20 protein-coding genes and 1 tRNA gene are annotated in these 24,676 nt (G+C 33.5%); 16 read left to right on the plus strand and 5 right to left on the minus strand.

Going from position 1 to position 24,676, the window contains the following annotated elements:
- The first annotated feature begins 90 nt into the window (after positions 1-90).
- Positions 91-1,599, plus strand: coding sequence for a 2,3-bisphosphoglycerate-independent phosphoglycerate mutase (gene gpmI / locus G4D72_RS06830; protein WP_166076909.1), 1,509 nt, complete (start codon positions 91-93; stop codon positions 1,597-1,599).
- A gap of 88 nt (positions 1,600-1,687) precedes the next feature.
- Here gpmI and yihA read toward each other — a convergent pair whose 3' ends face one another.
- On the minus strand, positions 1,688-2,305 hold the full coding sequence (gene yihA / locus G4D72_RS06835) for a ribosome biogenesis GTP-binding protein YihA/YsxC (RefSeq protein WP_166076910.1): 618 nt from the start codon (positions 2,303-2,305) through the stop codon (positions 1,688-1,690).
- Positions 2,306-2,400: 95 nt separating this feature from the next.
- Positions 2,401-3,156 carry an alpha/beta fold hydrolase gene (locus G4D72_RS06840; RefSeq protein WP_166076911.1) on the minus strand — a complete coding sequence of 252 codons (756 nt, stop codon included), beginning with the start codon at positions 3,154-3,156 and terminating at the stop codon, positions 2,401-2,403.
- A 328-nt stretch (positions 3,157-3,484) separates the two neighbouring features.
- On the opposite strand from G4D72_RS06840, the gene mraZ reads away from it, so the two are divergent.
- The 15 genes from mraZ to G4D72_RS06915 all read left to right on the plus strand — a co-directional run bounded on the left by mraZ (position 3,485) and on the right by G4D72_RS06915 (position 20,670).
- Positions 3,485-3,955 (plus strand): division/cell wall cluster transcriptional repressor MraZ, encoded by a 471-nt coding sequence (gene mraZ, locus G4D72_RS06845; RefSeq protein ID WP_091314867.1) that lies wholly within the window; start codon positions 3,485-3,487, stop codon positions 3,953-3,955.
- Positions 3,930-4,838, plus strand: a complete 909-nt coding sequence (gene rsmH / locus G4D72_RS06850) for a 16S rRNA (cytosine(1402)-N(4))-methyltransferase RsmH (RefSeq protein ID WP_207784877.1) — start codon at positions 3,930-3,932, stop codon at positions 4,836-4,838. Before mraZ ends, rsmH begins: the two co-directional genes overlap by 26 nt.
- Complete coding sequence (locus G4D72_RS06855; protein WP_166076912.1) at positions 4,838-5,197, plus strand: FtsL-like putative cell division protein; 360 nt, start codon at positions 4,838-4,840, stop codon at positions 5,195-5,197. The genes rsmH and G4D72_RS06855 overlap by 1 nt, the downstream gene beginning before the upstream one ends.
- Positions 5,188-7,179: a penicillin-binding protein gene (locus G4D72_RS06860; protein WP_166076913.1), complete on the plus strand. Its 1,992-nt coding sequence runs from the start codon at positions 5,188-5,190 to the stop codon at positions 7,177-7,179. Before G4D72_RS06855 ends, G4D72_RS06860 begins: the two co-directional genes overlap by 10 nt.
- Entirely contained in the window at positions 7,176-8,639 is a 1,464-nt protein-coding gene (locus G4D72_RS06865; RefSeq protein ID WP_166076914.1) for a UDP-N-acetylmuramoyl-L-alanyl-D-glutamate--2,6-diaminopimelate ligase, read from the plus strand. The genes G4D72_RS06860 and G4D72_RS06865 overlap by 4 nt, the downstream gene beginning before the upstream one ends.
- Before the next feature lie 107 nt (positions 8,640-8,746).
- Positions 8,747-9,967: a phospho-N-acetylmuramoyl-pentapeptide-transferase gene (gene mraY / locus G4D72_RS06870; RefSeq protein WP_166076915.1), complete on the plus strand. Its 1,221-nt coding sequence runs from the start codon at positions 8,747-8,749 to the stop codon at positions 9,965-9,967.
- A gap of 50 nt (positions 9,968-10,017) precedes the next feature.
- Entirely contained in the window at positions 10,018-11,352 is a 1,335-nt protein-coding gene (gene murD, locus G4D72_RS06875) for a UDP-N-acetylmuramoyl-L-alanine--D-glutamate ligase (protein WP_166076916.1), read from the plus strand.
- Between the two features lie 107 nt (positions 11,353-11,459).
- Complete coding sequence (locus G4D72_RS06880; protein ID WP_166076917.1) at positions 11,460-12,842, plus strand: FtsW/RodA/SpoVE family cell cycle protein; 1,383 nt, start codon at positions 11,460-11,462, stop codon at positions 12,840-12,842.
- Positions 12,842-13,933, plus strand: coding sequence for an undecaprenyldiphospho-muramoylpentapeptide beta-N-acetylglucosaminyltransferase (murG, locus tag G4D72_RS06885; RefSeq protein ID WP_166076918.1), 1,092 nt, complete (start codon positions 12,842-12,844; stop codon positions 13,931-13,933). The genes G4D72_RS06880 and murG overlap by 1 nt, the downstream gene beginning before the upstream one ends.
- Before the next feature lie 61 nt (positions 13,934-13,994).
- Positions 13,995-15,344 (plus strand): UDP-N-acetylmuramate--L-alanine ligase, encoded by a 1,350-nt coding sequence (gene murC / locus G4D72_RS06890; RefSeq protein WP_166076919.1) that lies wholly within the window; start codon positions 13,995-13,997, stop codon positions 15,342-15,344.
- A complete protein-coding gene (locus G4D72_RS06895; RefSeq protein ID WP_166076920.1) occupies positions 15,331-16,053 on the plus strand; it encodes a cell division protein FtsQ/DivIB in 723 nt (240 codons plus the stop codon). The genes murC and G4D72_RS06895 overlap by 14 nt, the downstream gene beginning before the upstream one ends.
- Positions 16,054-16,063: 10 nt before the next feature.
- A complete protein-coding gene (gene ftsA / locus G4D72_RS06900; RefSeq protein ID WP_166077054.1) occupies positions 16,064-17,443 on the plus strand; it encodes a cell division protein FtsA in 1,380 nt (459 codons plus the stop codon).
- A 43-nt stretch (positions 17,444-17,486) separates the two neighbouring features.
- Positions 17,487-19,544 carry a cell division protein FtsZ gene (ftsZ, locus tag G4D72_RS06905; protein WP_166076921.1) on the plus strand — a complete coding sequence of 686 codons (2,058 nt, stop codon included), beginning with the start codon at positions 17,487-17,489 and terminating at the stop codon, positions 19,542-19,544.
- Between the two features lie 536 nt (positions 19,545-20,080).
- A complete protein-coding gene (locus G4D72_RS06910; protein WP_166076922.1) occupies positions 20,081-20,530 on the plus strand; it encodes a GatB/YqeY domain-containing protein in 450 nt (149 codons plus the stop codon).
- Positions 20,531-20,596: 66 nt separating this feature from the next.
- Positions 20,597-20,670, plus strand: a tRNA-Arg gene (locus G4D72_RS06915).
- A gap of 77 nt (positions 20,671-20,747) precedes the next feature.
- On the opposite strand, the gene G4D72_RS06920 is transcribed toward G4D72_RS06915, so the two are convergent.
- Genes G4D72_RS06920 through galK form a run of 3 tightly spaced genes read right to left on the minus strand, consistent with a single transcriptional unit; the run spans position 20,748 to position 24,634 of the window.
- Entirely contained in the window at positions 20,748-22,418 is a 1,671-nt protein-coding gene (locus G4D72_RS06920; protein ID WP_166076923.1) for a sodium/sugar symporter, read from the minus strand.
- Position 22,419: 1 nt separating this feature from the next.
- Positions 22,420-23,475, minus strand: a complete 1,056-nt coding sequence (locus G4D72_RS06925; protein WP_166076924.1) for a UDP-glucose--hexose-1-phosphate uridylyltransferase — start codon at positions 23,473-23,475, stop codon at positions 22,420-22,422.
- Positions 23,465-24,634: a galactokinase gene (gene galK / locus G4D72_RS06930; RefSeq protein WP_166076925.1), complete on the minus strand. Its 1,170-nt coding sequence runs from the start codon at positions 24,632-24,634 to the stop codon at positions 23,465-23,467. The genes G4D72_RS06925 and galK overlap by 11 nt, the downstream gene beginning before the upstream one ends.
- Between the last annotated feature and the right edge of the window lie 42 nt (positions 24,635-24,676).

Below are 24,676 nucleotides of genomic sequence, written 5' to 3' on the forward strand. Positions count from 1 at the left end.
TAAAAATATTTCCAGAAAACCTTTTCGTTAATACTTTTTTTTAAGTCAACCTTAAAAAATGACTAACTTCGTACTTTAATTCGTACAGCTATGAACAAAAAAGTAATTTTAATGATTTTGGATGGATGGGGACATTCGCCAGACCCAATAGTTTCAGCAATAGATAATGCCAATACACCTTTTATAGATTCTTTATATAAAAATTATCCAAATGCCGAATTAAGAACAGACGGACTTCATGTAGGTTTGCCTGAAGGACAAATGGGAAATTCGGAAGTTGGACACATGAATTTAGGCGCAGGGAGAATTGTATATCAAGATTTAGCTAAAATCAATTTAGCTGTTCAAAATCACACCTTAAAAAACGAAAAAGCTTTACTAGATGCATTTAATTATGCTAAAGAAAGCCATAAAAACGTTCACTTTTTAGGTCTGGTTTCAGATGGTGGAGTGCATTCTCATACTTCTCATTTGCGCGGATTAATTGAAGCAGCGCAAGAAAATGGTGTTCAAAATATGTTTGTTCATGCCTTTACAGATGGTCGTGATGTAGATCCTAAATCTGGAAAAAAATACATCCAAGATTTACAAAATTTTCTTTCAAATACTCCAGCCAAATTAGCTTCTGTTATCGGGAGGTATTACGCTATGGATCGAGACAAACGTTGGGAACGTGTTAAATTAGCTTACGATTTGTTGGTTAACGGAATTGGTGAAAAATCGACTAATCTTGCGGAAAGCATTCAAAAAAGTTACGATGAAAATGTAACTGATGAATTCATTCAACCGCTATTTGCCGTTGATGGTCAAACCATTCAATCAAATGATGTGGTGATTTTCTTTAATTTCCGAACCGATAGAGGTCGAGAACTAACAGAAGCACTTTCGCAAACCGACTTCCACGAGCAAAACATGCACAAATTACCTTTATATTATGTTACGCTAACCAATTACGATGACACTTACAAAAATGTTCATGTAATTTACGATAAAGATAATATTACAGAAACTTTAGGTGAAGTGCTTTCTAAAGCAGGAAAAAAACAAATCCGAATTGCTGAAACAGAGAAATATCCGCACGTTACTTTTTTCTTTTCTGGAGGAAGAGAAGAACCTTTTGTTGGCGAAACACGAATCTTAAAAAATTCACCAAAAGTAGCTACTTACGATTTGCAACCAGAAATGAGTGCTTTTGAATTAAAAGATGCTTTGGTGCCAGAATTACAAAAAGGCGAAGTGGATTTTGTATGCTTAAATTTTGCCAATGGCGATATGGTCGGACACACCGGAAGTATGCCAGCAGCCATTAAAGCATGTGAAGCGGTAGATGTTTGTGCTAAAGAAATTATAGAAACTGCTTTAGCGAATAATTATACAACTATTGTTATAGCTGATCACGGAAACTGTGAAACTATGATTAATCCAGACGGTTCACCAAATACTGCTCATACTACCAATCCGGTTCCAGTGATACTAGTAGATAACGATAAAATTAAGATTGAATCTGGTGTTTTAGGAGATGTAGCGCCAACCATTTTAGATTTAATGGGAATTGCACAACCAGAAGTAATGACACAGCATTCGTTGTTAGTGAAATAATATAAAATAAAGTAAAAACCCTCCAAGAATTCAAAACGCTTGGAGGGTTTTTTTTATAAGTGGAATCCTTATAATTTGTAAGCCAAAATTAAAAATCAGAACCCGTGAATAAACTCTGATTCACTTCGTTAATATAATTTAAAATTTCTTCTTTACCCAAAGTGCTTTCGGCTGAAGTCACAAAATATTGAGGCATTTCTTCCCAATTATTCGCTAATAAATTTTTCTTATAGGCTTCCACATGTTTGTGAATATGTGTTTTTCCTAACTTGTCAGCCTTCGTAAAAACAATACAAAACGGAATTTCACTTTCGCCCAAATATTCAATAAATTCAGTGTCAATTTTTTGTGGTTCATGCCTAATGTCCACTAAAACAAAGGCACAAATTAATTGTTCTCTAGTTTCAAAATAGTCGGTTATAAATTGTTGAAACTTCGCTTTGGTTGATTTAGATACTTTCGCATAACCATAACCAGGTAAGTCAACTAAATGCCAGTTTTTGTTAATTAAAAAATGATTAATTAACTGAGTTTTTCCAGGTTTTCCAGAAGTTTTAGCTAAGTTTTTATGATTGGTAATCATGTTAATTAACGATGATTTACCAACATTAGATCTTCCAATAAAAGCATATTCCGGAATTCTGTCTTTCGGACATTTTTCCACTTCGGAATTACTAATTACAAATTCGGCTGTATTAATTTTCATACTATTCAAAAAATTTAAAGTCACTCTTTAAGGAATGACTTTATATTATAATATTTTTTTCATTTGCTCCTTTTATTGGAGAGGGTTGGTGTGAGCTATAATTTTTTTTCAGTTAGCCAACCGTATAACAACTCGTTAAATTCGTCTGGTTTTTCCATCATCGCGGCGTGACCACATTCATCAATCCAATATAAATTGGAATTAGGCAACAATTTGTTGAATTCATCAGCCACTTCAGGTGGCGTTACTTTATCTTGTTTTCCCCAAATAATACAAGTTGGAGCGTGCATTTTTGGTAAATCTTTAGCCATATTATGGCGAATCGCACTTTTAGCAATCGTTAACGTTTTTAATAGTTTAATTCTGTCGTTTACTGTTGCAAATACTTCGTCAATGATTTCTTTCGTGGCTACTTTCGGATCATAAAACACATCTTCTGCTTTCTTTCTAATGTATTCATAATCACCACGTTTTGGGTAGCTTTCACCCATTGCGCTTTCATACAAACCTGAACTTCCGGTAATTACTAATCCTCTAACTAATTCTGGATATTGTTTCGTAAAATATAAACCAATATGTCCACCTAAAGAATTTCCAACCAAAATAACACGTTCGTAGCCTTTGAAAGTCACAAAATCTTTTACATATTTAGCAAATGCTTTCACATTTGTTTTCAATAAACTCTGTGTGTAAATTGGTAATTCTGGGATAATAACCTTGTATCCTTTTTTTGGAAAAAAATTAGCCACACCATCAAAATTACTTAAACCACCCATTAATCCGTGTAAAACCACAATTGGTGTGCCTTCTCCAGCTTCAAAATAGGTGTATTTTTTTTCTTTCTTTATCATAAATGCTGTATCGAATTCAAATAATCATTAAGTACAAAAATACACAAATTTTTCACATTTGTTCACTATGCCACATTATTATATTCTTTTTGACCTAAATGGCTATATTTCAAATTGTTTCCCCAAAAATCAATGTAATTAACAAGTATTTTCAAAACGTATAAAATGAAGTTAAAAACTTCAAATCTTCGTTAATAAGTGTGTTTTCTGATGTTAAGTGGGTTTTCAACCTTTTTTGAGTAAAAACTTATTAACAAAGTGGTATTTTGTGGTAAAAAGTGGTAAAATATTTTTTAAATTTGTCTCATTATTAATTCATTCGATAAAGTTGAATACATTTTTAGGAACATACGAGTGTAAAGTCGATGCAAAAGGAAGGCTAATGGTGCCTGCGCCTCTCAAGAAGCAATTAGGCAATCTTGAGGAAGGCTTTGTGTTGAAGCGCTCTGTTTTTCAGCCTTGTTTGGAATTGTATCCAATGAGTGAATGGAACAAAGTCATGCAAAAAATTAATAAGCTGAACCGTTTTGTAAAAAAGAACAATGATTTCATTAGAGCGTTTACTGCTGGTGTGAAAATGGTTGAGATTGATACAACAGGCAGGTTATTAATTCCAAAGGATTTGGTGCTGTTTTCTAAGATTGATAAAGACATTGTATTGTCGTCTGCGGTTTCAATTATTGAAATTTGGGATAAAAATTTATACGAATCAGCTTTAGATAATGCAATGGTAGATTTTGCAGATTTAGCAGAAGAAGTAATGGGTAATCAAAATGAAGACGAAGATGGAATATCATAATCCAGTACTTTTAAAGGAAACGGTAGAAGGTTTAAATATTAAGCCTGACGGAATATATGTAGATGTAACTTTCGGTGGCGGAGGGCATTCTAGAGAAATTATGAAACATTTAGGGCCAAACGGTAAATTGTTTGGTTTTGATCAAGATACAGATGCGTTAGCTAACGCAATTGAAGACGAAAGATTTGTTTTGATTAATGAAAATTTCCGATTTATAAAAAGGTTTTTACGCTTTCATGGCATAAAACAAGTAGATGGAATTTTAGGAGATTTCGGAGTTTCTTCTCATCAATTTGATGTGGCAGATAGAGGTTTTTCTACTCGTTTTGATGGAGCTTTAGACATGAGAATGAACCAAAACAATTCGCTTTCTGCTTATGAAGTGATTAATGATTATGAAGAAAAAGAACTAAAACGCGTTTTTGTTGATTTTGGTGAATTGAAAAATGGTGGCGCAATGGCGAATGTTATCGTAGCCGCTAGAGCCGATAAGAAAATTAAGAATTCAGAACAATTAAAAGAGGTTTTGGCTAGGTTTTTACCCGGACATAAAGCAAATAAAATTTTAGCTCAAATTTACCAGGCCATTCGTATTGAAGTAAATCAAGAAATTGAAGTGCTAAAAGAATTCTTAACACAAACAGAAGAATTGTTAGTTTCTGGAGGAAGATTAAGTGTAATTTCTTATCACTCTTTAGAAGATAGATTGGTGAAACGATTCATAAGAAACGGAATGTTTGAAGGTGAGCCAGAGCGAGATTTCTTCGGAAATTTTGAAGTGCCTTTCAAAAGTATAGGAAAATTAATTGTGCCTTCTGCCACAGAAATTGAAAGCAATAACAGAGCAAGAAGCGCTAAATTACGAATAGCAGAAAAAAAATAATGGCAAAAGAAAGTAGTATATATAGCCTTTTGAAAGCGAAATTCTTAATTGATGATGATGCGCTTAAAACATGGAAATTCATCATTTTCTTATTTTCATTGGCTATGTTAATGATTTATTTTAATCATAAATACGATGAAAAAAATTATAAGATTACCAAATTAACTAATGAAGTAAAAGAGTTAAGATCCCGTTTTGTAGATACACGATCCGAATTAATGAAACTCAAAATGGAATCGACCATTTCAAAAAAAATGGAAGCAAGACAAATTTTACCTTCATCCGTTCCACCAAAAAAAATTGTAATACGCAAACCAGAAGAAAAAAGCTTTTTTGATAAATTAAAAATATGGCAGTAAAAAAAGATAACTTAATTTCATACAGACTTACTTTTGTGGTAGTCTGTGTTTTTGCGTTTTCTATTGCCATTGCCGTAAAGTTATTTAATATTCAGTGGGTTGGCGGTGAATATTATAGAAACTTAGCCAAACAACGTACGGTTAAAAACTTTGATATTCCTGCTAATAAAGGAAATATCTATTCATCAGATGGTAGTTTATTAGCTACTTCCATACCAGAATATTCAATCCGTTTCGATGCGGTGGCGCCAACTGAAGAGAATTTTGAAAAATATTACAAAGAGCTTTCAGATTCCTTGTCATTACTTTTGGGAAAATCTTCGGGCGAATTTCAGAGAGAATTAAGAAAAGCTAAAAACACCAAAAACAGATATTTTTTAGTAGCCAGAAAATTAAGTTTCACAGAATATATGCGAATAAAAAAATTTCCATTATTCAAGTTAGGTGCAAACAAAGGCGGAATTATCGTTGAACAAAAAACAGTTCGTAAACATCCTGTCGGATTAATTGCCAACAGAACTATTGGTTATGAACGTGATGGTAATCAAGGAAAAGGTTTAGAATACGCGTTTCGCGAATACTTAAATGGTAAAAACGGACACCGTTTGATGCAGAAAATCGCCAAAAACCAGTGGAAACCCATTTCTGATGTCAATGAGTTAGATCCTGTTGATGGGTATGATATCATTTCTACTATCGATGTTTTCATTCAAGATATTGCCCATCATGCTTTGCTAAAACAATTAGAATTGTACGAGGCAGATCACGGTTGTGTAGTAGTTATGGAAACCAAAACAGGTGAAGTAAAAGCCATTTCAAACTTAGGAAGAGCAGAAGATGGTTCGTATTTCGAAACACAAAATTATGCAGTTGCCGAGTCTCACGAGCCTGGTTCGACATTCAAATTATTAGATTTAATCGCACTTCTTGATGATAAAAAAGTAGATACTTCAAAAGTGTACAATACAAATGGTGGAATTATCACTATCAGAAACAGAAAAGTAAAAGATTCGCACGATGGCGGTTACGGAAGTATTTCGTTAGCAAGAGGTTTTGAAGTGTCTTCTAACACTGTTTTAGTACAAGCCGTATATCAGAATTATAAAAGTAATCCAAAACAATTTACAGACAGATTAAGTAGTTACGGATTAAACAAGCCAATTGGAATTCAGCTTTTAGGAGAAGCAAAATCATACATTCCACAACCAGGAACGGACGATTGGAATGCAACTTCTTTACCTTGGATGGCTTTCGGTTATGGAGTTTCCATGACGCCTTTGCAAACATTGACTTTATATAACGGAATTGCCAATAACGGAAAAATGATTAAACCGATTTTCGTTAAAGAAATTAAAGAATGGAATAAAACTATAAAAAAATATGAAGCAGAAGTCATTAATGAGAAAATGTGTTCAGATGAAACCTTAGCTAAAGTGAAAGCAATTTTGGCAAATGTGGTTAAAAAAGGAACGGGAAGTAAATTGTATTCTTCTGATTTTTCAATGGCTGGTAAAACAGGAACAGCTCAAGTAAATTATAGTAAAGGAAAAGAAAACATGTATTATGCTTCTTCATTCGTAGGCTATTTTCCAGCGGATAACCCTAAATATTCATGCATTATTGTGGTGCACAAACCCAATACGTCTTTAAATAATTATTACGGAGCAGATGTGGCTGGACCAGTTTTCAAAAGAATCGCTCAAAAAATATTTACAGATGTGCCAAATACAAACAAGTTTAAAAGCATCAAATTAAAAAATGCCAAGCAAGACGTTTTGTATGCAGAATATGAAAAAAAATCACAAGGAACTACAAATAAAATTCCAAACGTAAAAGGAATGGCTGGAATGGATGCGGTTTCCTTATTAGAAAATTTAGGATTGAAAGTGAAGTTTATTGGTGTGGGAAAAGTGAAAAAACAATCCATCAATCCTGGGGAAGTTTTCAAGAAAAATCAAACTATAACTATAGAATTATCGTGAGCATTTTAAAAGACATATTATACAAAGTTACGATTGAAGCGGTTCACGGTTCAACGGACTTATCTATTGAAAAAATCGAGTTTGATTCCAGAAAAGTCTCTAATAACGATGTTTTTGTAGCGATTAAAGGTTCACTGTCAGATGGCCATCAATTTATTGATAAAGCAATTTCGTTAGGTGCTTCTGTAGTAGTTTGCGAAGATTTACCAACACCTTTATTAGAAAATATTACTTACGTAAAAGTTCAAAATTCAAATCAGGCTTTGTCGTATTTAGCGGCAAATTATTACAATAATCCATCGCGAAAATTAAAATTAGTTGGAATTACGGGTACAAATGGAAAAACAACAATTGCTTCGTTATTGTACCAAATGTTTAAAAAAGCAGGTTATAAAGTTGGTTTGTTATCGACTGTAAAAATTATGGTTGATGAAACAGAATATAAAGCGACTCATACTACTCCAGATTCTCTTACCATAAATCAGTATTTAGATGAAATGGTGGAAGTTGGTTGTGAATTCTGTTTTATGGAAGTTTCTTCTCACGGAATTCATCAAAAAAGAACGGAATCTTTACATTTTGAAGGTGGCGTGTTTACCAATTTATCCCACGATCATTTAGATTATCACGATACGTTTGCAGAATACCGAGATGTAAAAAAATCGTTTTTCGATAATTTACCAAAATCAGCTTTTGCTATTACAAATGTTGATGACAAAAATGGAGCAGTAATGTTTCAAAATACAGTGGCCAGAAAAAGAACATATGCCTTAAAAACGTATGCCGATTTTAAAGCTCAAATTTTAGAAAATCAATTATCAGGTTTAGTTTTAAAAATTAATAATGATGAGGTTTGGACGAAATTAATTGGTTCTTTCAACGCTTATAATTTATTGGCCATTTATGGTGTAGCATTAGAATTAGGAATAGAAAGTAATGAAGCTTTACGCTTATTGTCAGAATTAGAAAGTGTTTCAGGACGTTTTCAATTTATTATTTCTGAATCAAAAATCACAGCTATTGTAGATTATGCACACACACCAGATGCTTTAGAAAATGTATTGAAAACAATAGAGGACATTCGTACCAAAAACGAACAATTGATTACAATTGTAGGTTGTGGTGGCGATCGAGACAAGACCAAAAGACCAATTATGGCTAACATCGCCGCAATGTTAAGTGATAAAGCGATTTTCACTGCCGATAATCCACGAACCGAAAATCCACAAACTATTATTGAGGAAATGGAAGCTGGTGTGGAAGGTCAGAATTTCAAAAAAACGGTATCTATTTTAGATAGAAAACAAGCCATAAAAACAGCTTGTCAAATGGCAAATCCTGGTGATATTATTTTAATCGCAGGTAAAGGTCATGAAACCTATCAAGAAATCAATGGCGTACGTCACGATTTTGACGACATGCAAATCGTACAAGAATTATTAAAACAATTAGAAAAATAGTAAATAGTAAATAGTAAAGTGTGAATAGTAAGGAGTGTAATTGATGTGAGTAAACTTATTCAAACCTTTTTAACTCAAAAACTTTTAACCTTTTAAACTCAAAAATTATGTTATACTACATCTTTAATTACCTAGACGAAGCCTATAATTTACCTGGTGCTGGTTTGTTTCAATACATTACTTTCCGTTCAGGAATGGCGGTAATTTTATCGTTGCTTATTTCAACCATTTATGGAAAAAGAATTATTGGTTATTTAAGAAACAAACAAGTAGGTGAAACGGTTCGTGAGTTAGGTTTAGATGGTCAAGTGCAAAAAGCAGGAACGCCAACTATGGGTGGATTGATTATTATTTTAGCCACTTTAGTTCCGGTATTGTTATTAGCGAAGTTAGATAATATTTATATCATTTTGCTCTTGATTACCACTGTTTGGATGGGAAGTATTGGTTTTTTAGACGATTACATCAAAATTTTCAAAAAGGACAAAGATGGTTTGAAGGGAAGATTTAAAGTTATCGGACAAGTAGGTTTAGGAATTATTGTAGGTGCTACTTTATATTTTCATCCAGGTGTAACTATTAAAGAAGATGTAGTGCTAAAAAAACAAGGGATAGAAACGGTTGTAAAATCGACATCTCCTGAGGTAAAATCTATGGAAACTACGATTCCGTTTTTAAAAAATAACACGTTTGATTATGCCGAAGTATTATCATTTATGGGTGATGATTACCAAAAATGGGCTTGGTTAATTTTTATTCCAATCGTAATTTTTATCATTACGGCCGTTTCAAATGGCGCCAATTTAACGGATGGAATTGATGGTTTAGCTGCTGGAACTTCAGCTATTTCAGTTTTAGTTTTAGGGATTTTTACATTCGTATCGGGAAATATCATTTTTTCAAACTATTTGAATATCATGTACATTCCAAATTCGGGTGAAATGACCATTTACATAGCAGCTTTTGTAGGAGCATTAATTGGTTTCTTATGGTACAATACGTATCCAGCTACGGTTTTTATGGGCGATACAGGTAGTTTAACTATTGGTGGTATTATTGCTGTAATTGCCATCGCAGTTCGTAAAGAATTAATGATTCCAGTTTTATGTGGTATTTTCTTAGCAGAAAACTTCTCAGTGGTTTTGCAAGTGGCATATTTTAAATATACCAAGAAGAAATTCGGAGAAGGTCGTCGTATTTTCTTGATGTCGCCGTTACATCATCATTATCAGAAAAAAGGGTATCACGAAAGTAAAATCGTAACGCGATTCTGGATTGTAGCTATCATCTTGGCTATTTTCTCACTAGTATCACTAAAGTTACGTTAATGGATATCAGCAGCATTCGTAAATCATTAATCGTAAATCGTAAATAGAAAATGAGGTTAGTAATATTAGGCGGTGGAGAAAGTGGTGTGGGAACCGCAATTCTTGGAAAGAAAAAGGGATACGATGTTTTTGTCTCTGATTTCGGAAAAATTAAAGAAAATTATAAAGAAGTTCTTACGATAAATAAAATAGCTTGGGAAGATGAAAAGCATACAGAAGAATTAATTCTGAATGCCGATGTAGTCATGAAGAGTCCCGGAATTCCAGAAAAATCTCCCATTGTAAAAAAGTTGGTAGAAAAGAACATTCCAGTGATTTCTGAAATTGAATTTGCAGCGCCTTTTACAACGGCTACAACAATAGGAATTACAGGAAGTAATGGAAAAACAACAACTACTTTGTTAACGTATCATTTGCTAAAACAAGGTGGATTAAATGTTGGATTAGCGGGTAATATCGGAAAAAGTTTTGCTTGGCAAGTAGCCGAAAACAAACACGATTGTTACGTATTAGAATTGAGTAGTTTTCAACTAGACGGAATTATTAATTACAAGCCAGATATAGCGGTTTTATTAAATATAAGTCCTGATCACTTAGACCGTTACAATTACGATTACAATTTATATATCGATTCCAAGTTCAGGATTACAATGAATCAAACAGCAGATGATTATTTTATTTATGATCAAGATGATGCAACTATTTCAAATTGGTTAGCCAATCATCAAATAAAAGCAAACAAAGTGCCTTTCTCACTAGTAAATCAGATAGATGAAGGCGGAAGTGTCACAGAAAACAACGAAATCAATATCAAACTAAACGAAGATAATTTTATTATGCCAATCAACAAACTTGCTTTAGAAGGAAAACATAATGTTAAAAACACTATGGCTGCAACGACAGTTGCCCAATTAATGAACATTAGAAAAGCAACCATCAGAGAAAGCTTAACTAATTTTCAAGGTGCCGAACATAGATTAGAAAAAGTATTAAAAATAAACAATGTTCAATATATTAACGATTCGAAAGCAACCAATGTAAATGCTACTTTTTTTGCTCTAGACAGTATGATTACGCCTACGGTTTGGATTGTAGGTGGTGTGGATAAAGGAAACGACTACGACGAATTAATGGCCTTAGTTCGTGAAAAAGTAAAAGGAATTATTTGTTTAGGAGTTGATAACAAAAAGTTAGCTGATAAATTCGAAGGTTTAGTAGATATGTTTGTAGAAACTACTTCAATGTCTGAAGCAGTAAAAATTGCAAACAAAATGGCTGAAAAAGGAGATACAGTTCTACTTTCACCAGCTTGTGCCAGTTTCGATTTGTTTGAAAACTACGAAGACAGAGGTCGCCAATTCAAACAAGCAGTACAAAACCTATAAGGATAGTACTATTGAATCTAGTGGATTCAAACATATATAGCATAAAACATGACTCCAACAGAGTCAAATATTTCTAGCGTTTTTTTAAAAATGCAATTTGATATCAGATGAACAAAATAGTAAGCGAACTTAAAGGCGATAAAACCATTTGGGCGGTAATAGTATTACTGGCTATCGTTTCCTTTTTACCTGTATACAGTGCCAGTACTAACTTGGTTTATACGGTCGGAAATGGTGGTACGACTTTTGGTATTATTTTGAAGCATTTTGTACATCTTGGAATTGGGTTAGGAATTGTTTTTTGGGTGCATAAATTACACTTCGAAAAATTTAAAAAATATTCCATTTTCGGAATGTTAATTGTAATTCCTCTTTTGGTTTACACGCAATTACAAGGTAAAGTGATTGGTGGTGCCAATGCCAGTAGATGGATCAATATTCCTTTCATAGGAATGTCTTTTCAAACGTCAACTCTTGCCTTTACGGTTTTGATGGTTTATGTAGCAAGGACTTTAACCAAATTAAAAGAAGCTTCGTATACGTTTCAAGATTCTGTTGTTAAAATTTGGTTACCAGTTAGTGCGGTTTTAATTTGTATTTTACCGTCTAACTTTTCCACCACAGCTTTAATGTTTGCTATGGTATGTATGTTGCTTTTTATCGGTCAATATCCTTTAAAATATTTAGGAGTTATTATTGCATCTGGTATCGCGCTTTTAATGTTGGTGTTTTTGTTATCGAAGGCATTTCCTGGTCATAAATTATTTAATCGTGTGGCTACTTGGGAAAAAAGAATTGAAAATTTCACCACAGATAAACCAGATGAAGATAAATACCAAATAGAGAATGCAAAAATTGCCATTGCAGTTGGAAAAATCAATGGAGTCGGACCAGGTAAAAGTATTCAGAAAAACTTTTTACCGCAATCGTCTTCCGATTTTATTTTCGCCATTATTGTCGAAGAATACGGATTAATTGGTGGATTTACATTAGTGTTTTTCTACATGTTATTGTTCTTTAGATTTTTAATCAGAGCCAATAAAACGAATAATTTATTCGGGAAATTATTAATCATAGGTTTAGGATTTCCAATTATCATTCAAGCATTAATAAATATGGGTGTTGCAGTAGAATTGTTACCGGTAACTGGGCAACCATTACCTTTAATTAGTTCTGGTGGAACGTCAATTTGGATGACTTGTTTGTCGTTAGGGATTATCTTGAGTGTGACAAAAAAAGAAGATGAAATTGCTGCCGACTTGAAAGATTTACAAGATAGAGAAGCGGCTTTACAAAGAATTATAGATAGAGAAGTTTCTGTAATGAATGATGAAAGTTCATCCACTTCAATTTCAGAGGAAGAAAAGAAAGTTAATGATATGAAATATGCTATTCGTGAATCTTTAAAACAAGAAAACGAATTGGATAATGAAGGCGATAGTTTAGTAAATGGGCAAAACCCAATGCATGCAGTTTTAAATAAAAAGTAATGGGAAAAAGATTTATTATTAGCGGAGGCGGAACAGGCGGACATATTTATCCAGCTGTTGCTATTGCAAACGAATTAAAAGCGCAATTTCCTGATGCAGAATTTTTATTTGTAGGCGCCAAAGATAAAATGGAAATGCAAAAAGTGCCGCAAGCAGGTTATAAAATTGAAGGGCTTTGGATTGCAGGTTTACAACGTAAACTAACGCTTCAAAACGCAATGTTTCCTTTAAAATTGACATCAAGTTTACTGAAATCTTTTTTTATTTTAAGAAAATTTAAACCAGATGTGGTTATAGGAACAGGCGGTTTTGCTAGTGGTGCTGTGCTTAAAGTAGCTTCTATGTTAGGTATTCCAACAGTTATTCAGGAGCAAAATTCTTTTCCAGGTATTACTAATAAATTATTAGCCCAAAAAGCCAACGCCATTTGTGTAGCCTATGATAACTTAGATCGTTTTTTTCCAAAAAATAAAATGGTCTTAACAGGAAATCCTGTACGTCAAGATCTAATGGAAGTGGCAAGTAAAAGAGAAGAAGCAATCAAGCATTTTAAATTAGATGCGAATAAAAAAACTCTTTTAATTTTAGGTGGAAGTTTAGGTGCGAGAAGAATCAACCAATTAATTGAAAAAGAGTTAGATTTTTTTGGGCAGTTAGGGTTTCAAATCCTTTGGCAATGTGGTAAGGTTTATGTCGACGATTATTCGAAATATAACGAAAACGAGAACGTTCAAGTTACAGCTTTCATTGATAGAATGGACTTGGTTTATGCCGCGGCAGATGTTGTTATTTCCCGTTCTGGCGCATCGTCGGTATCTGAATTATGTATCGCAGGAAAACCAACTATTTTTATTCCATCTCCAAATGTAGCTGAAGATCATCAAACTAAAAACGCGAAAGCAATTGTGGAAAAAGGTGGTGCGATTTTACTTAAAGAATCGGAATTAGAAACGCAATTCGAATCCGTATTTGAAACTTTAGTAAACGATAAAAGTAAACTCGAAAGCTTAACTGAAAATATCAAAAAATTAGCTTTGCCCAACGCAACAAAAGATATAGTTGAAGAAATTAAGAAATTAATTAAAAACTAATAAAAATAAACTGCCTTAGCGACTTCGTGGCTTCGTGGCGAAACAAATAGTGACTTAAAACATGAATCTAAATCAAATACATAACGTCTATTTTATTGGTATCGGTGGTATCGGAATGAGTGCTTTGGCGCGTTATTTTCAATTTATCGGAAAAAACGTTGCGGGTTACGACAAAACACAAACACAATTAACTGCCGAATTAGAAGAAAATGGTATCAAAATTCATTTTGAAGATGATGTGAATTTAATTGACGATAGTTTTAAAAATACAGAAAATACTTTAGTAGTAATTACTCCAGCAGTCCCGAAAAATCATACAGAATGGAATTACTTTTTAGCGAATAATTTCACAGTTAAAAAACGTGCGGAAGTATTAGGAATTATCACCAAAGATACCTTTTGTTTTGCAGTGGCTGGAACGCATGGAAAAACTACAACCTCAAGTATTTTAGGACATGTTTTGTATGAAAGTGGAGTGGATGTTACGGCGTTTTTAGGCGGAATTGTTGAAGGGTATAATACGAATTTAATCGGTTCGGGGAAAACCGTTACGGTAGTAGAAGCCGACGAATTTGACAGATCTTTCTTGCATTTACATCCGGATTTATCTTGCGTGACTTCAATGGATGCAGATCATTTAGATATTTATGGTGATGTGGCAGCAATTGAAGAATCGTTTAGAGAATTCGCTCATAAAGTTCCTGCAGATAATTTGTTTGTTATCAAAGGTTTGCCTTTAGAAGGAAATACTATTGCAGTGAATGTAGGTGCCGATTACACAGCTCAAAATATCAGAATTGAAAACGGTTTTTATGTTTTTGATGTAAAAACTAAAGAGGGAGTTATCGAAAATGTAAAATTTGGCTTACCCGGACATCATAATTTAACGAATGCTTTATTGGCTTTTGCAATGGCGAAATCGTATGGTGTAGAGGTGGAAAAAATAAAAAGTGCCTTGGCTTCTTTCAAAGGAGTTCGAAGAAGATTTTCCTTCCAAATTAGAGAGGAAAATTTAGTTTATATTGATGATTATGCACATCATCCAACAGAAATTAATGCGGTACATCAAGCAGTTCGAGAATTGTATCCGAACAAGAAAATTATTGCTTGTTTTCAACCTCATTTATTTAGTAGAACAAAAGATTTTATAGATGGTTTTGCTGAAAGTTTAGCGCAATTTGATGAGTTACTTTTATTAGAAATTTACCCTGCTAGAGAATTACCAATGGAAGGTGTAAATTCGAGTTGGTTGTTAAGCAAAATAAAAAATGAAAATAAGCGTTTGATTACTAAAGAAGAGTTGTTAATAAGTTTCAAAAATTCAGATGCAACAGTATATGTAACAATAGGTGCAGGCGATATTGGAGAAATGGTTAAGGATGTAAAAAAGGTATTAAATGAAAAGGTTTAATTGGCAAAATATTCGCCTCGTATTGATGCTTTTCTTGGTAGTGTTTTTGTATTCTTTTACACAGATTAGAAACCAAAACAGAAAGATAAGCAAGGTGCAAGTTGAATTTCAGGGCGATAACAAAATGTTTTTAACAAATGAAATGGTTAATAACTTGTTAATACAAAATTTAGGAGGTACTTCTTCAATCCAAAAAGATAAAGTAGATTTGAAAGATTTGGAAAGTGCCTTAAAGAAGCAACCATTTATCGAAAACGCGGAGGTTTTTACCTCTGAAGACGGTGTGTTAATAACTAAAGTTTTACAAAAGACCCCTGTAGCGAGAGTTGTTAACGGAAACCGTACTTTTTACGTGGATAAAAAGGGTAGTATTTTTCAATTGTCAAACAATTTTTCATCAAGAGTTCCTATTGTTCAAGGAAATATTGAGGGAGAATTCAAAAAGGGTTTCATCGAAACTTTTAGCGCTATTGAAAAAGATGATTTTTTAAAAAAGAATATCATCGGAATCACAATTCAGAAAAACGGAAGTATGACGATGCTTTCAAGGGAATATGATTACGAAATAAATTTTGGCAAACCCGTTTCAATTGATAAAAAGTTTAAAAATTACAAAGCCTTTTATCAATACGCATCGAAAGATTCGTTAATTGGGAAGTACAAATCGATAAATTTAATTTTCACACAGCAAGTAGTGTGTTCAAAATAAGGAATAGATGATGAACAAAGAAAGTATTGGAGTAGGATTAGACATTGGTACCACAAAGATTGTAGCAATGATCGGTAAGAAAAATGAGTACGGAAAATTAGAAATCCTAGGTGTAGGGAAATCTAAGAGTTTGGGCGTGCATAGAGGCGTAGTAAATAATATTACGCAAACTATTCAATCTATTCAACAAGCAATTTTAGAAGCAGAAAATAATTCAGGTTATAAAATAAATGATGTAGTAGTTGGTATTGCCGGACAACACATTCGCAGCATTCAACACAGCGATTACATCAGTAGAAAAAATCCAGAAGAAGTAATTGGAGAATATGATATTGAACAATTAACTTGCCAAGTTCAAAATTTATCTATGCTTCCAGGTGAAGAAATTATTCATGCTTTACCACAAGAATTTAAAATCGACGGACAATCAGAAATTTTAGAACCAATTGGTATGTATGGCGCTAGAGTTGAATCTAGTTTTCATATTGTAGTTGGGCAAGCGGCGTCGATAAGAAATTTAGGACGTTGTGTGAAAAATGCTGGATTAGAATTAACAGGATTAACACTTGAGCCTTTAGCATCTTCAGATGCAGTTTTAAGTGAAGAAGAAAAAGAAGCTGGAGTAGCACTTATCGATATCGGTGGTGGAACAACAGATTTAGCCGTTTTCAAAAATGGAGTGATTCGTCATACTGCAGTAATACCTTTTGGAGGAAATGTAATTACGGAAGATATAAAAGAAGGATGTTCTATCATTGAGAAACAAGCTGAATTATTAAAAACACGTTTCGGATCGGCTTGGCCAGGTGAAAATAAAGACAATGAAATTGTTTCTATTCCTGGATTAAGAGGTCGTGAACCCAAAGAAATTTCGTTAAAAAACTTATCGAAAATTATTCACGCTAGAGTAGTGGAAATCATCGAACAAGTATATGCTGAAATTAAATTATACGGTCATGATGAGCCAAAGAAGAAATTAATCGCAGGTATTGTTTTAACAGGTGGTGGTTCACAATTACAACATATCAAGCAACTAGTAGAATATATTACAGGAATGGATACTAGAATAGGTTTTCCTAACGAGCATTTAGCTGGAAATTCTAGTGAAGAATTGTCAAGTCCATTATATGCTACTTCTGTAGGTTTGGTGATGGAAAGTTTACGCAATCAAACGAATAGCGCCACGCCATTTGTTGAAATGAAGACTCCTGAACCTGTTGCAGTAATCGCTCCAGAACCTGTTGTAACAGAAAAGGTTATTGAAGTAGTTGTGGAAGAAGTAAAACCACCAACGCCAGTAGCTTCAAAAGAAACGCAAGAAAGAAAAAAGAAATACGACTTTAATAATCTGTTAGGAAAAATTAAAGAGTTTTTAGATAATGTAGAATAATGTTATTAGTAGCAAATAACAAAAAATAAAAAAAGCCAAATATATGGAGAGCAACAACGAATTTGGAAACATTACTTTTGATTTACCAAAAAATCAATCAAACGTAATAAAAGTTATTGGAGTTGGAGGCGGCGGAAGCAATGCCATCAACCACATGTTTAGACAAGGAATTATTGGAGTAGATTTCGTGGTTTGTAATACTGATTCTCAGGCCTTGCAAACTAGCCCTGTGCCAAATAAAATTCAGTTAGGTGTGAATTTAACGGAAGGTTTAGGAGCAGGAGCAAAACCAGAAATCGGACAACAAGCGGCTTTAGAAAGTATTGAGGAGATTGAAAAAATGTTGGATGCCAACACTAAAATGGTCTTTATTACTGCCGGAATGGGTGGTGGTACAGGAACAGGTGCTGCGCCAGTAATTGCTCAATTAGCTAAAGAAAGAGGAATTTTAACGGTTGGTATTGTTACGATTCCATTCCAGTTCGAAGGTAAAAATCGTTCTGAACAAGCTATGGAAGGTGTGGAAAGATTAAGAAAACAAGTAGATTCTTTAATTGTTATCAATAATAATAAATTAAGAGAAGTATACGGAAATCTTGGTTTCAAAGCAGGTTTCTCTAAGGCCGATGAAGTATTAGCTACAGCTTCAAAAGGTATTGCGGAAGTGATTACCAATCACTTAACCATGAATATCGACCTTAAAGACGCGAAAACAGTATTAAGTGATAGTGGAACAGCTATTATGGGATCTTATGTTGCTTCAGGTTCGGATAGAGCTAAAATTGCTATTCAATCTGCATTAGATTCTCCATTATTAAATGATAATAAAATTACAGGTGCCAAAAACGTATTGTTGCTTATCACGTTTGGTTCTGATGAAATTACTATCGATGAAATTAGTGAAATTAACGAATATATTCAAAATGAAGCAGGCCATAACGCCAACATCATTATGGGTATCGGTGAAGATGAAAAATTAGAAGATTCTATTTCAGTTACTGTTATTGCTACTGGTTTTAACATCGAACAACAAAAAGAAATTATCAATGCAGAACCTCAAAAAATCATTCATTCTTTAGACGGTGAGCAAAAATTACAACATAATTTAACGCCAAATGCAGTGTCAACTCCAGTTGTTTCTGTAAATGAGCCTATTGCCAATAACGTAACTTTTGAAGTAGAAACACCAAAGGAAGTAACGACTGAAACAGCGCAAAAAATTGTTTTTGAATTAAATGATTTCGAAGTGGAACAACCACAAACAGTTCAAGCACATGTTTCAGATTTAATTCCAACATCTGATTATATTAAAAATTTAGATGTGTTTTTTGAAAACGTTTCTGCAGAATTTCAACAACCAGTTGCAGTAGTAGAACAACCTGCTTTTAAAGTAGAAATTCCAGTACAAACGATTCAAAACATTGAACCAGTGGCACAAGTTGCTCCACCAGTTCAAGAATTTGAAATCATTTCTAATTCAGTTAGAGAAATTGAAGTTATTGAACCAGAATTTGTAGTAGCAAATGATGATTTCAACTTTTCGTTAGATTTATTCGAAACGAAAGCGGAAAGCAAACAAAATACAATTGTTTTTGAATTAAGCGAAGAAACAAAAGACATCAAAGTTAACGAAGCCGTTCAGTTTTTCCCTGTGACAGAATTAAGTCAAGAAGGCATTATTAAATATACTTTGGAAGAAGAAATTGAAGAAACTTTTGAACCAGCTGCTACGATTCAATTTGCTGCAGAACCAATAGATGAAGAAATTAATTTTACCGTAAAACAAACAGTTACAGCAGAAGAAACTTCTGAAAATAACTTTAGTTTTGACGCTGCTTCACCAGTTGAAATGTCTATTGAAGAAATTTTAAGAGCTAGAGCAGAAGAAAGAAAAAACAAATTAAAAAGTTTCAATCACAAGTTCAATAATCCAAGCAGAATTGACGATTTGGAAAAAGAACCAGCTTTTCGTCGCCAAGGATTAGATGTAACGAGTATGCCTAACCAAAATAATCAATCGCGCCTGTCATTAGGAATCGATAGTAACGACGACATTCAATTGCGTTCTAACAATTCTTTTTTACACGACAACGTAGATTAAAATAAAATAAATTAACCAATACTTTAAATCCCGGCATGTAACTAACAAGTCGGGATTTTTTGTTACTTTAGTAAAAAAATAGCATATGTTTTTAATACTAATTACTTTTACAAGATTAATTTCCGTACAAATAAATATATTAGTTTTGCGTTACTTATTGGTGTTTTGTATTTAATTTTTAAATAGATCTTCAAAAAATAATATGGAAAAAATTATGGAAAATTTCAGTTTTGGATTGTTCTTTTTTCAAACACTTTTGTTTGTTTTGTTAATTGCAATTCTATATTTTATTGTTAAGTTATATAAAAAAACCATGAAGTATTTAGATAGAAAGTAAATTCTAAATCTATTAAACTTATATTCCCGACTTGTTATAAACGAATCGGGATTTTTTATTACTTTTGTTTCGAATTTTTTAGCACCTGTTCCAGCTATCCGCTATATTCCCGAAGAAAAATCGGGAGATGCCGCTGCTATCTGGGGTGAAGCCTGAATTTCAAATCACATTACATTAATAAATACTAAAATTAAAATATATGAGTTTATCTACACAAATTATGGATACGATGAAAGAAGCTATGAAGGCCAAAGATACTGTGGCTTTGGAAGCTTTACGTGCCATTAAATCGGAGTTGTTACTTGCGCAAACCGCTTCAGGTTCAAAAGAAGAAATATCAGAAGCAGACGAGATAAAAATTTTACAAAAATTAGTAAAAATGCGTAAAGACAGTGCTGAAATTTTCACCACTCAAAACCGTCCAGATTTAGCAGAACCAGAATTAGCACAAATCGCCGTTATCGAAAAATTCTTACCAGCACAATTATCTGAAGCTGAAGTAGAAGCTATCGTAGCTAAAATTATTGCAGAAACAGGTGCATCTGGAATCGCTTCAATGGGAAAAGTAATGGGCTTAGCTTCAGCACAAATTGGCGGACAAGCAGAAGGGAAAACCATTTCTACTATCGTTAAAAAACTTTTAGTTTAAAAATACGAAGTACGAAGTACCGAGTAGAAACTTCCAATTTCTAACTTTTAACTTCGTACTTAAAATGGCTTCGTAGTTCAACTGGATAGAATGACGGATTTCGGCTCCGTTGGTTGCAGGTTCGAACCCTGCCGAGGTCACTTTTATCAATAAAAAAAACCTTTGTCAAAGTACAGCTGACAAAGGTTTTCCTTTTTAATTAATGTTGCTATAGCTATTACCAGAAAACGGTATATAAAGCTACTAAAATTCCTGTAATAAGTATCGCGCCAACTGTAAAACCTGGCGACATTTTAAACATCGATTTTTCTATTTCTAAACCATTCGTTACTACGCCGTTTTTAGTTTCGTACATGCTGATGAAATACATGACAATTACGCAAATTAAAAACACAAATCCCATTCGGTCTACAAACGGTATTTCGTAAATGCCTTCTGCATTCGGAACTGAAAATCCAACGCCGTTTAAGAAAGATAAATCGACAAAACCAGGCATAAATTTAAATAAAATAGAAAGTAAGAAACCTCCAATTATCGCAAATAAAGCCGCATTTGAAGTGGTTTTTTTCCAAAAGAAACCTAAAATAAACATCGCAAAAACACCAGGACTCACAAATCCAGTATATTCCTGAATGTATTGAAAACCTCCTTTTTTATCAATGCCTAAAAAGGGTGCTACTAATACCGCAACTATCAAAGCTACTGCAATTGTAATTTTTCCAATAAAAATCAATTGTTTTTCTGATGCATCGGTGTTGATTTTATTTTTATACACATCTAAAGTAAAAATCGTAGCAATACTATTTGCTTTTCCTGCTAATGAAGCTACAATTGCCGCTGTTAACGCTGCAAAAGACAAGCCTTTTAAACCTACTGGTAATAAGTTTAGTAAAACCGGATACGCTCGGTCCGGATTCACACTTCCATCTTGTAGCATTTCGGATTGAAAACCACCATTTTGATATAAAACATAAGCCGCAATTCCGGGTAAAACCACAATGATTGGCATTAATATTTTCAAGAAAGCGGCAAACAAAATTCCAGAACGCGCCGTTTGTAAATCGGCACCCAAAGCACGTTGTGTGATGTATTGGTTACAACCCCAATAATTTAAATTGATAATTAACATCCCACCAATTAGCACAGAAAGTCCAGGTAAATCCATATAATTCGGATTTGATTTTTCAAATATCATGTGAAAGTGATCGTTAGCTTTTTCGGTCATCAAGTTGAAACCGTTCAAAATTCCTGTAGTTCCAAAAGATTCTGAAACTAAATTTAAAGCTAAATAAGTAGTTACTAATCCACCTAAAATCAAGAAAAAAACCTGAATTACATCGGTATAACCAATTACTTTCATGCCGCCAAGTGTAATCATTAAAGCGAAAAAGGCCAATCCAACCATACAAAAGGTTAAGTTCAATCCAGAAATGCTACTAATTGCCAACGCACCCAAATATAAAATAGACGTTAGGTTGACTAACACATACAAAAGCAACCAAAAAACGGCCATGATCATTGCTACGTTGCTGTTGTATCTTTTTTCTAAATATTGCGGCATCGTGAAAATTTTATTTTTCAGATACACAGGCATGAAAAACACTGCAACGATAATTAAAGTCGCAGCAGCCATCCATTCGTAAGTGGCGATGGCTAATCCCATTTTGAAACCGCTTCCGCTCATGCCAATAAATTGTTCGGCACTAATATTACTGGCAATTAATGAGGCACCAATGGCCCACCAAGTCAACGAACCTTCGGCTAAAAAATAATCGTTACTGCTAGCTTGCGCTTTTTTCTTTTTGTTGTAGACCCAAAGTCCGTATCCTACAATTATAATGAAATAAATGAAGAATACTAAGTAGTCTAAGTTGGCTAATGTTTGCATATTATTCGTTTGGTTTGGTTAGTTTGTAATGTGTGTTCGGTAAGTTTCTTAGCATTTCGGCACTTTTTTCTGGAGAAATATCTCTTTGTGCTTCACCTAACATTTCGTAGCCTACCATAAATTTTTTTACAGAAGCACTTCGTAATAAAGGCGGATAAAAATGCATGTGTAAATGCCATTCTGGATGCGAAATTCTGTCGGTTGGTGCTTGATGAATTCCGGCAGAATAAGGAAATGAAGTCTCAAATAAGTTGTCGTATTTAACGGTAATCCCTTTGATGGCTTCGGCAAAAGCAAGACTTTCTTTCGAGGTTAAGCCAATTAAATTTCCGAAATGTCTTTTACTTACAAGCATCGTTTCAAAAGGCCAAGTTGCCCAAAATGGGACTAAAACAACAAAATGTTCGTTTTCAATTACGATGCGTTCTTTCAATTGTAATTCTTGATTGACATAATCTTCTAACAAACTTTTATTGTGTTTTTCAAAATAAGCTTGTAAACTTTTTTGTGTTTTTTCTATTTGAGTAGGAAGAGACGATTGCGCCCAAATTTGTCCGTGCGGATGTGGATTGCTACAACCCATTACACTTCCTTTGTTTTCAAAAATTTGTACGTAATTGATGTAGTCTTTACTGCCTAAATCGATATATTCTTCTTTCCAAGTTTTAATTACATTTTCAATTTCTGAAACTTCCATTTCTGCTAAAGTCACGTTGTGTTTCGGTGAAAAGCAAATGACTTTATTTAGACCTTTTTCGGGTTTTAATTGAAATAAAGTACTGTTGTTATTTTCAAATTCAATGTCATTTTGCAACAAGGCAGGGAAATCGTTATCAAAGACATAACAGGCTTCATAATCTGGATTTTTTTCTCTGTTCGAACGTAAATTACCCGCACATAAATAACAAGTAGCATCGTGTTCTGGTAAAGTCTCAGTAGTTACGGTTTCTTTTTGCCCCTGCCAAGGTCTTTTTGCACGATGCGGAGAAACTAAAATCCATTCGTCTAATAACGGATTGTATCTTCTGTGTGGATGTTCGTTGATATTAAATTGCATATTCGGTTGTGCCTTTGGCTATTTTAATTTTGTATGATTTTAGTTCGATGTTGTATTTGGTTTTGTACGCTTGTGTCATTTTCTCAATCACCGCATTCACATTGTCTTTTTTGACTAAATTTATGGTGCAACCACCGAAACCGCCGCCCATCATTCGAGCGCCAATAATAGCTGAAAAATTATTCGTTTCTTGAACTAGAAAATCCATTTCAGGACAACTTACTTCGTACAATTCTGATAAGCCGTAATGCGTTTTGGTCATCAAATTGCCTAATTGTTCAATATTTCCTTCCGATAAAGCTTTCACGGCTAATTCCACTCTTTCAATTTCGTGTACTACAAATAAACATCTATTAAAAATAATTTCTCCCAGTTTATCTTTTAAAGAAAGGACCATTTTTTCGGTACAATTTCTAAAAGAAGTAACTTCAGGATAAGTAGCTTTTATGATCGCTAAACCTTGTTCTACTTCATTTCTTCTGTCGTTATAGCCCGAAGTTAAATGCGTATGTTTCACACAACTATCGAACAAAACCAATTGATATTCTTTAAAATTAGCTTTATGATATTCGTAGGCTAAAGTCGTACAATCTAATTTTATGACTTTATTTTTTTTACCAAAAACTGAGGCAAATTGATCCATGATGCCGCAGTTAACCCCTGCAAAAGTATGTTCCGCTTTTTGTCCGATAAGTGCGATTTCTTCTTTTGATAAATTTAAATCGAACATATTGTTCATCGCATACGCTATTCCACATTCTAATGCGGCAGAAGAGGAAAGTCCGGCTCCCATGGGAATCGTGCTACTAAAAACGATAGTAAAACCATTCAACTTTAATCCTTTTTCTTTCAACTGCTGCAATACGCCTAAAATATAATTGACCCACATTTTATCTATGGGTTGTAACGTATCTTTTAAGTCGAATTGGTACACTTCATTTAAATCTTTTGCCACAAGTGCACATTCCGAATTTTCATTTTTAGAAATGGCAAAACAAATGTATTTATTGATAGCAGCTGGCAAGACAAAGCCGTCGTTATAATCTACGTGTTCGCCAATAATGTTAATTCTTCCGGGTGAAAGAAAAATATGTTCTGGTTTTTTTTGAAATAATTTTTCAAAATGTTCCGAAGTATTTTGAATTAGTTTTTTTTTCATTTTTTGCTGAACTGGTTTCAGATCTTATTCACACTGAATTCT

This window comes from Flavobacterium difficile (assembly GCF_011392115.1).
Lineage (GTDB): Bacteria > Bacteroidota > Bacteroidia > Flavobacteriales > Flavobacteriaceae > Flavobacterium > Flavobacterium difficile.

What these genes read in the sequence shown, in the direction of transcription:
- rsmH (WP_207784877.1), top strand. Translation starts at nt 3,930, where the DNA reads ATGAAGACGAAGATGGAATATCATAATCCAGTACTTTTAAAGGAAACG.
- murD (WP_166076916.1), top strand. Translation starts at nt 10,018, where the DNA reads ATGAGGTTAGTAATATTAGGCGGTGGAGAAAGTGGTGTGGGAACCGCA.
- G4D72_RS06910 (WP_166076922.1), top strand. Translation starts at nt 20,081, where the DNA reads ATGAGTTTATCTACACAAATTATGGATACGATGAAAGAAGCTATGAAG.
- ftsA (WP_166077054.1), top strand. Translation starts at nt 16,064, where the DNA reads ATGAACAAAGAAAGTATTGGAGTAGGATTAGACATTGGTACCACAAAG.
- yihA (WP_166076910.1), bottom strand. Translation starts at nt 2,305, where the DNA reads ATGAAAATTAATACAGCCGAATTTGTAATTAGTAATTCCGAAGTGGAA.
- G4D72_RS06860 (WP_166076913.1), top strand. Translation starts at nt 5,188, where the DNA reads ATGGCAGTAAAAAAAGATAACTTAATTTCATACAGACTTACTTTTGTG.
- gpmI (WP_166076909.1), top strand. Translation starts at nt 91, where the DNA reads ATGAACAAAAAAGTAATTTTAATGATTTTGGATGGATGGGGACATTCG.
- ftsZ (WP_166076921.1), top strand. Translation starts at nt 17,487, where the DNA reads ATGGAGAGCAACAACGAATTTGGAAACATTACTTTTGATTTACCAAAA.
- G4D72_RS06895 (WP_166076920.1), top strand. Translation starts at nt 15,331, where the DNA reads ATGAAAAGGTTTAATTGGCAAAATATTCGCCTCGTATTGATGCTTTTC.
- G4D72_RS06880 (WP_166076917.1), top strand. Translation starts at nt 11,460, where the DNA reads ATGAACAAAATAGTAAGCGAACTTAAAGGCGATAAAACCATTTGGGCG.
- murG (WP_166076918.1), top strand. Translation starts at nt 12,842, where the DNA reads ATGGGAAAAAGATTTATTATTAGCGGAGGCGGAACAGGCGGACATATT.
- murC (WP_166076919.1), top strand. Translation starts at nt 13,995, where the DNA reads ATGAATCTAAATCAAATACATAACGTCTATTTTATTGGTATCGGTGGT.
- galK (WP_166076925.1), bottom strand. Translation starts at nt 24,634, where the DNA reads ATGAAAAAAAAACTAATTCAAAATACTTCGGAACATTTTGAAAAATTA.
- G4D72_RS06925 (WP_166076924.1), bottom strand. Translation starts at nt 23,475, where the DNA reads ATGCAATTTAATATCAACGAACATCCACACAGAAGATACAATCCGTTA.
- G4D72_RS06855 (WP_166076912.1), top strand. Translation starts at nt 4,838, where the DNA reads ATGGCAAAAGAAAGTAGTATATATAGCCTTTTGAAAGCGAAATTCTTA.
- G4D72_RS06840 (WP_166076911.1), bottom strand. Translation starts at nt 3,156, where the DNA reads ATGATAAAGAAAGAAAAAAAATACACCTATTTTGAAGCTGGAGAAGGC.
- G4D72_RS06920 (WP_166076923.1), bottom strand. Translation starts at nt 22,418, where the DNA reads ATGCAAACATTAGCCAACTTAGACTACTTAGTATTCTTCATTTATTTC.
- mraY (WP_166076915.1), top strand. Translation starts at nt 8,747, where the DNA reads ATGTTATACTACATCTTTAATTACCTAGACGAAGCCTATAATTTACCT.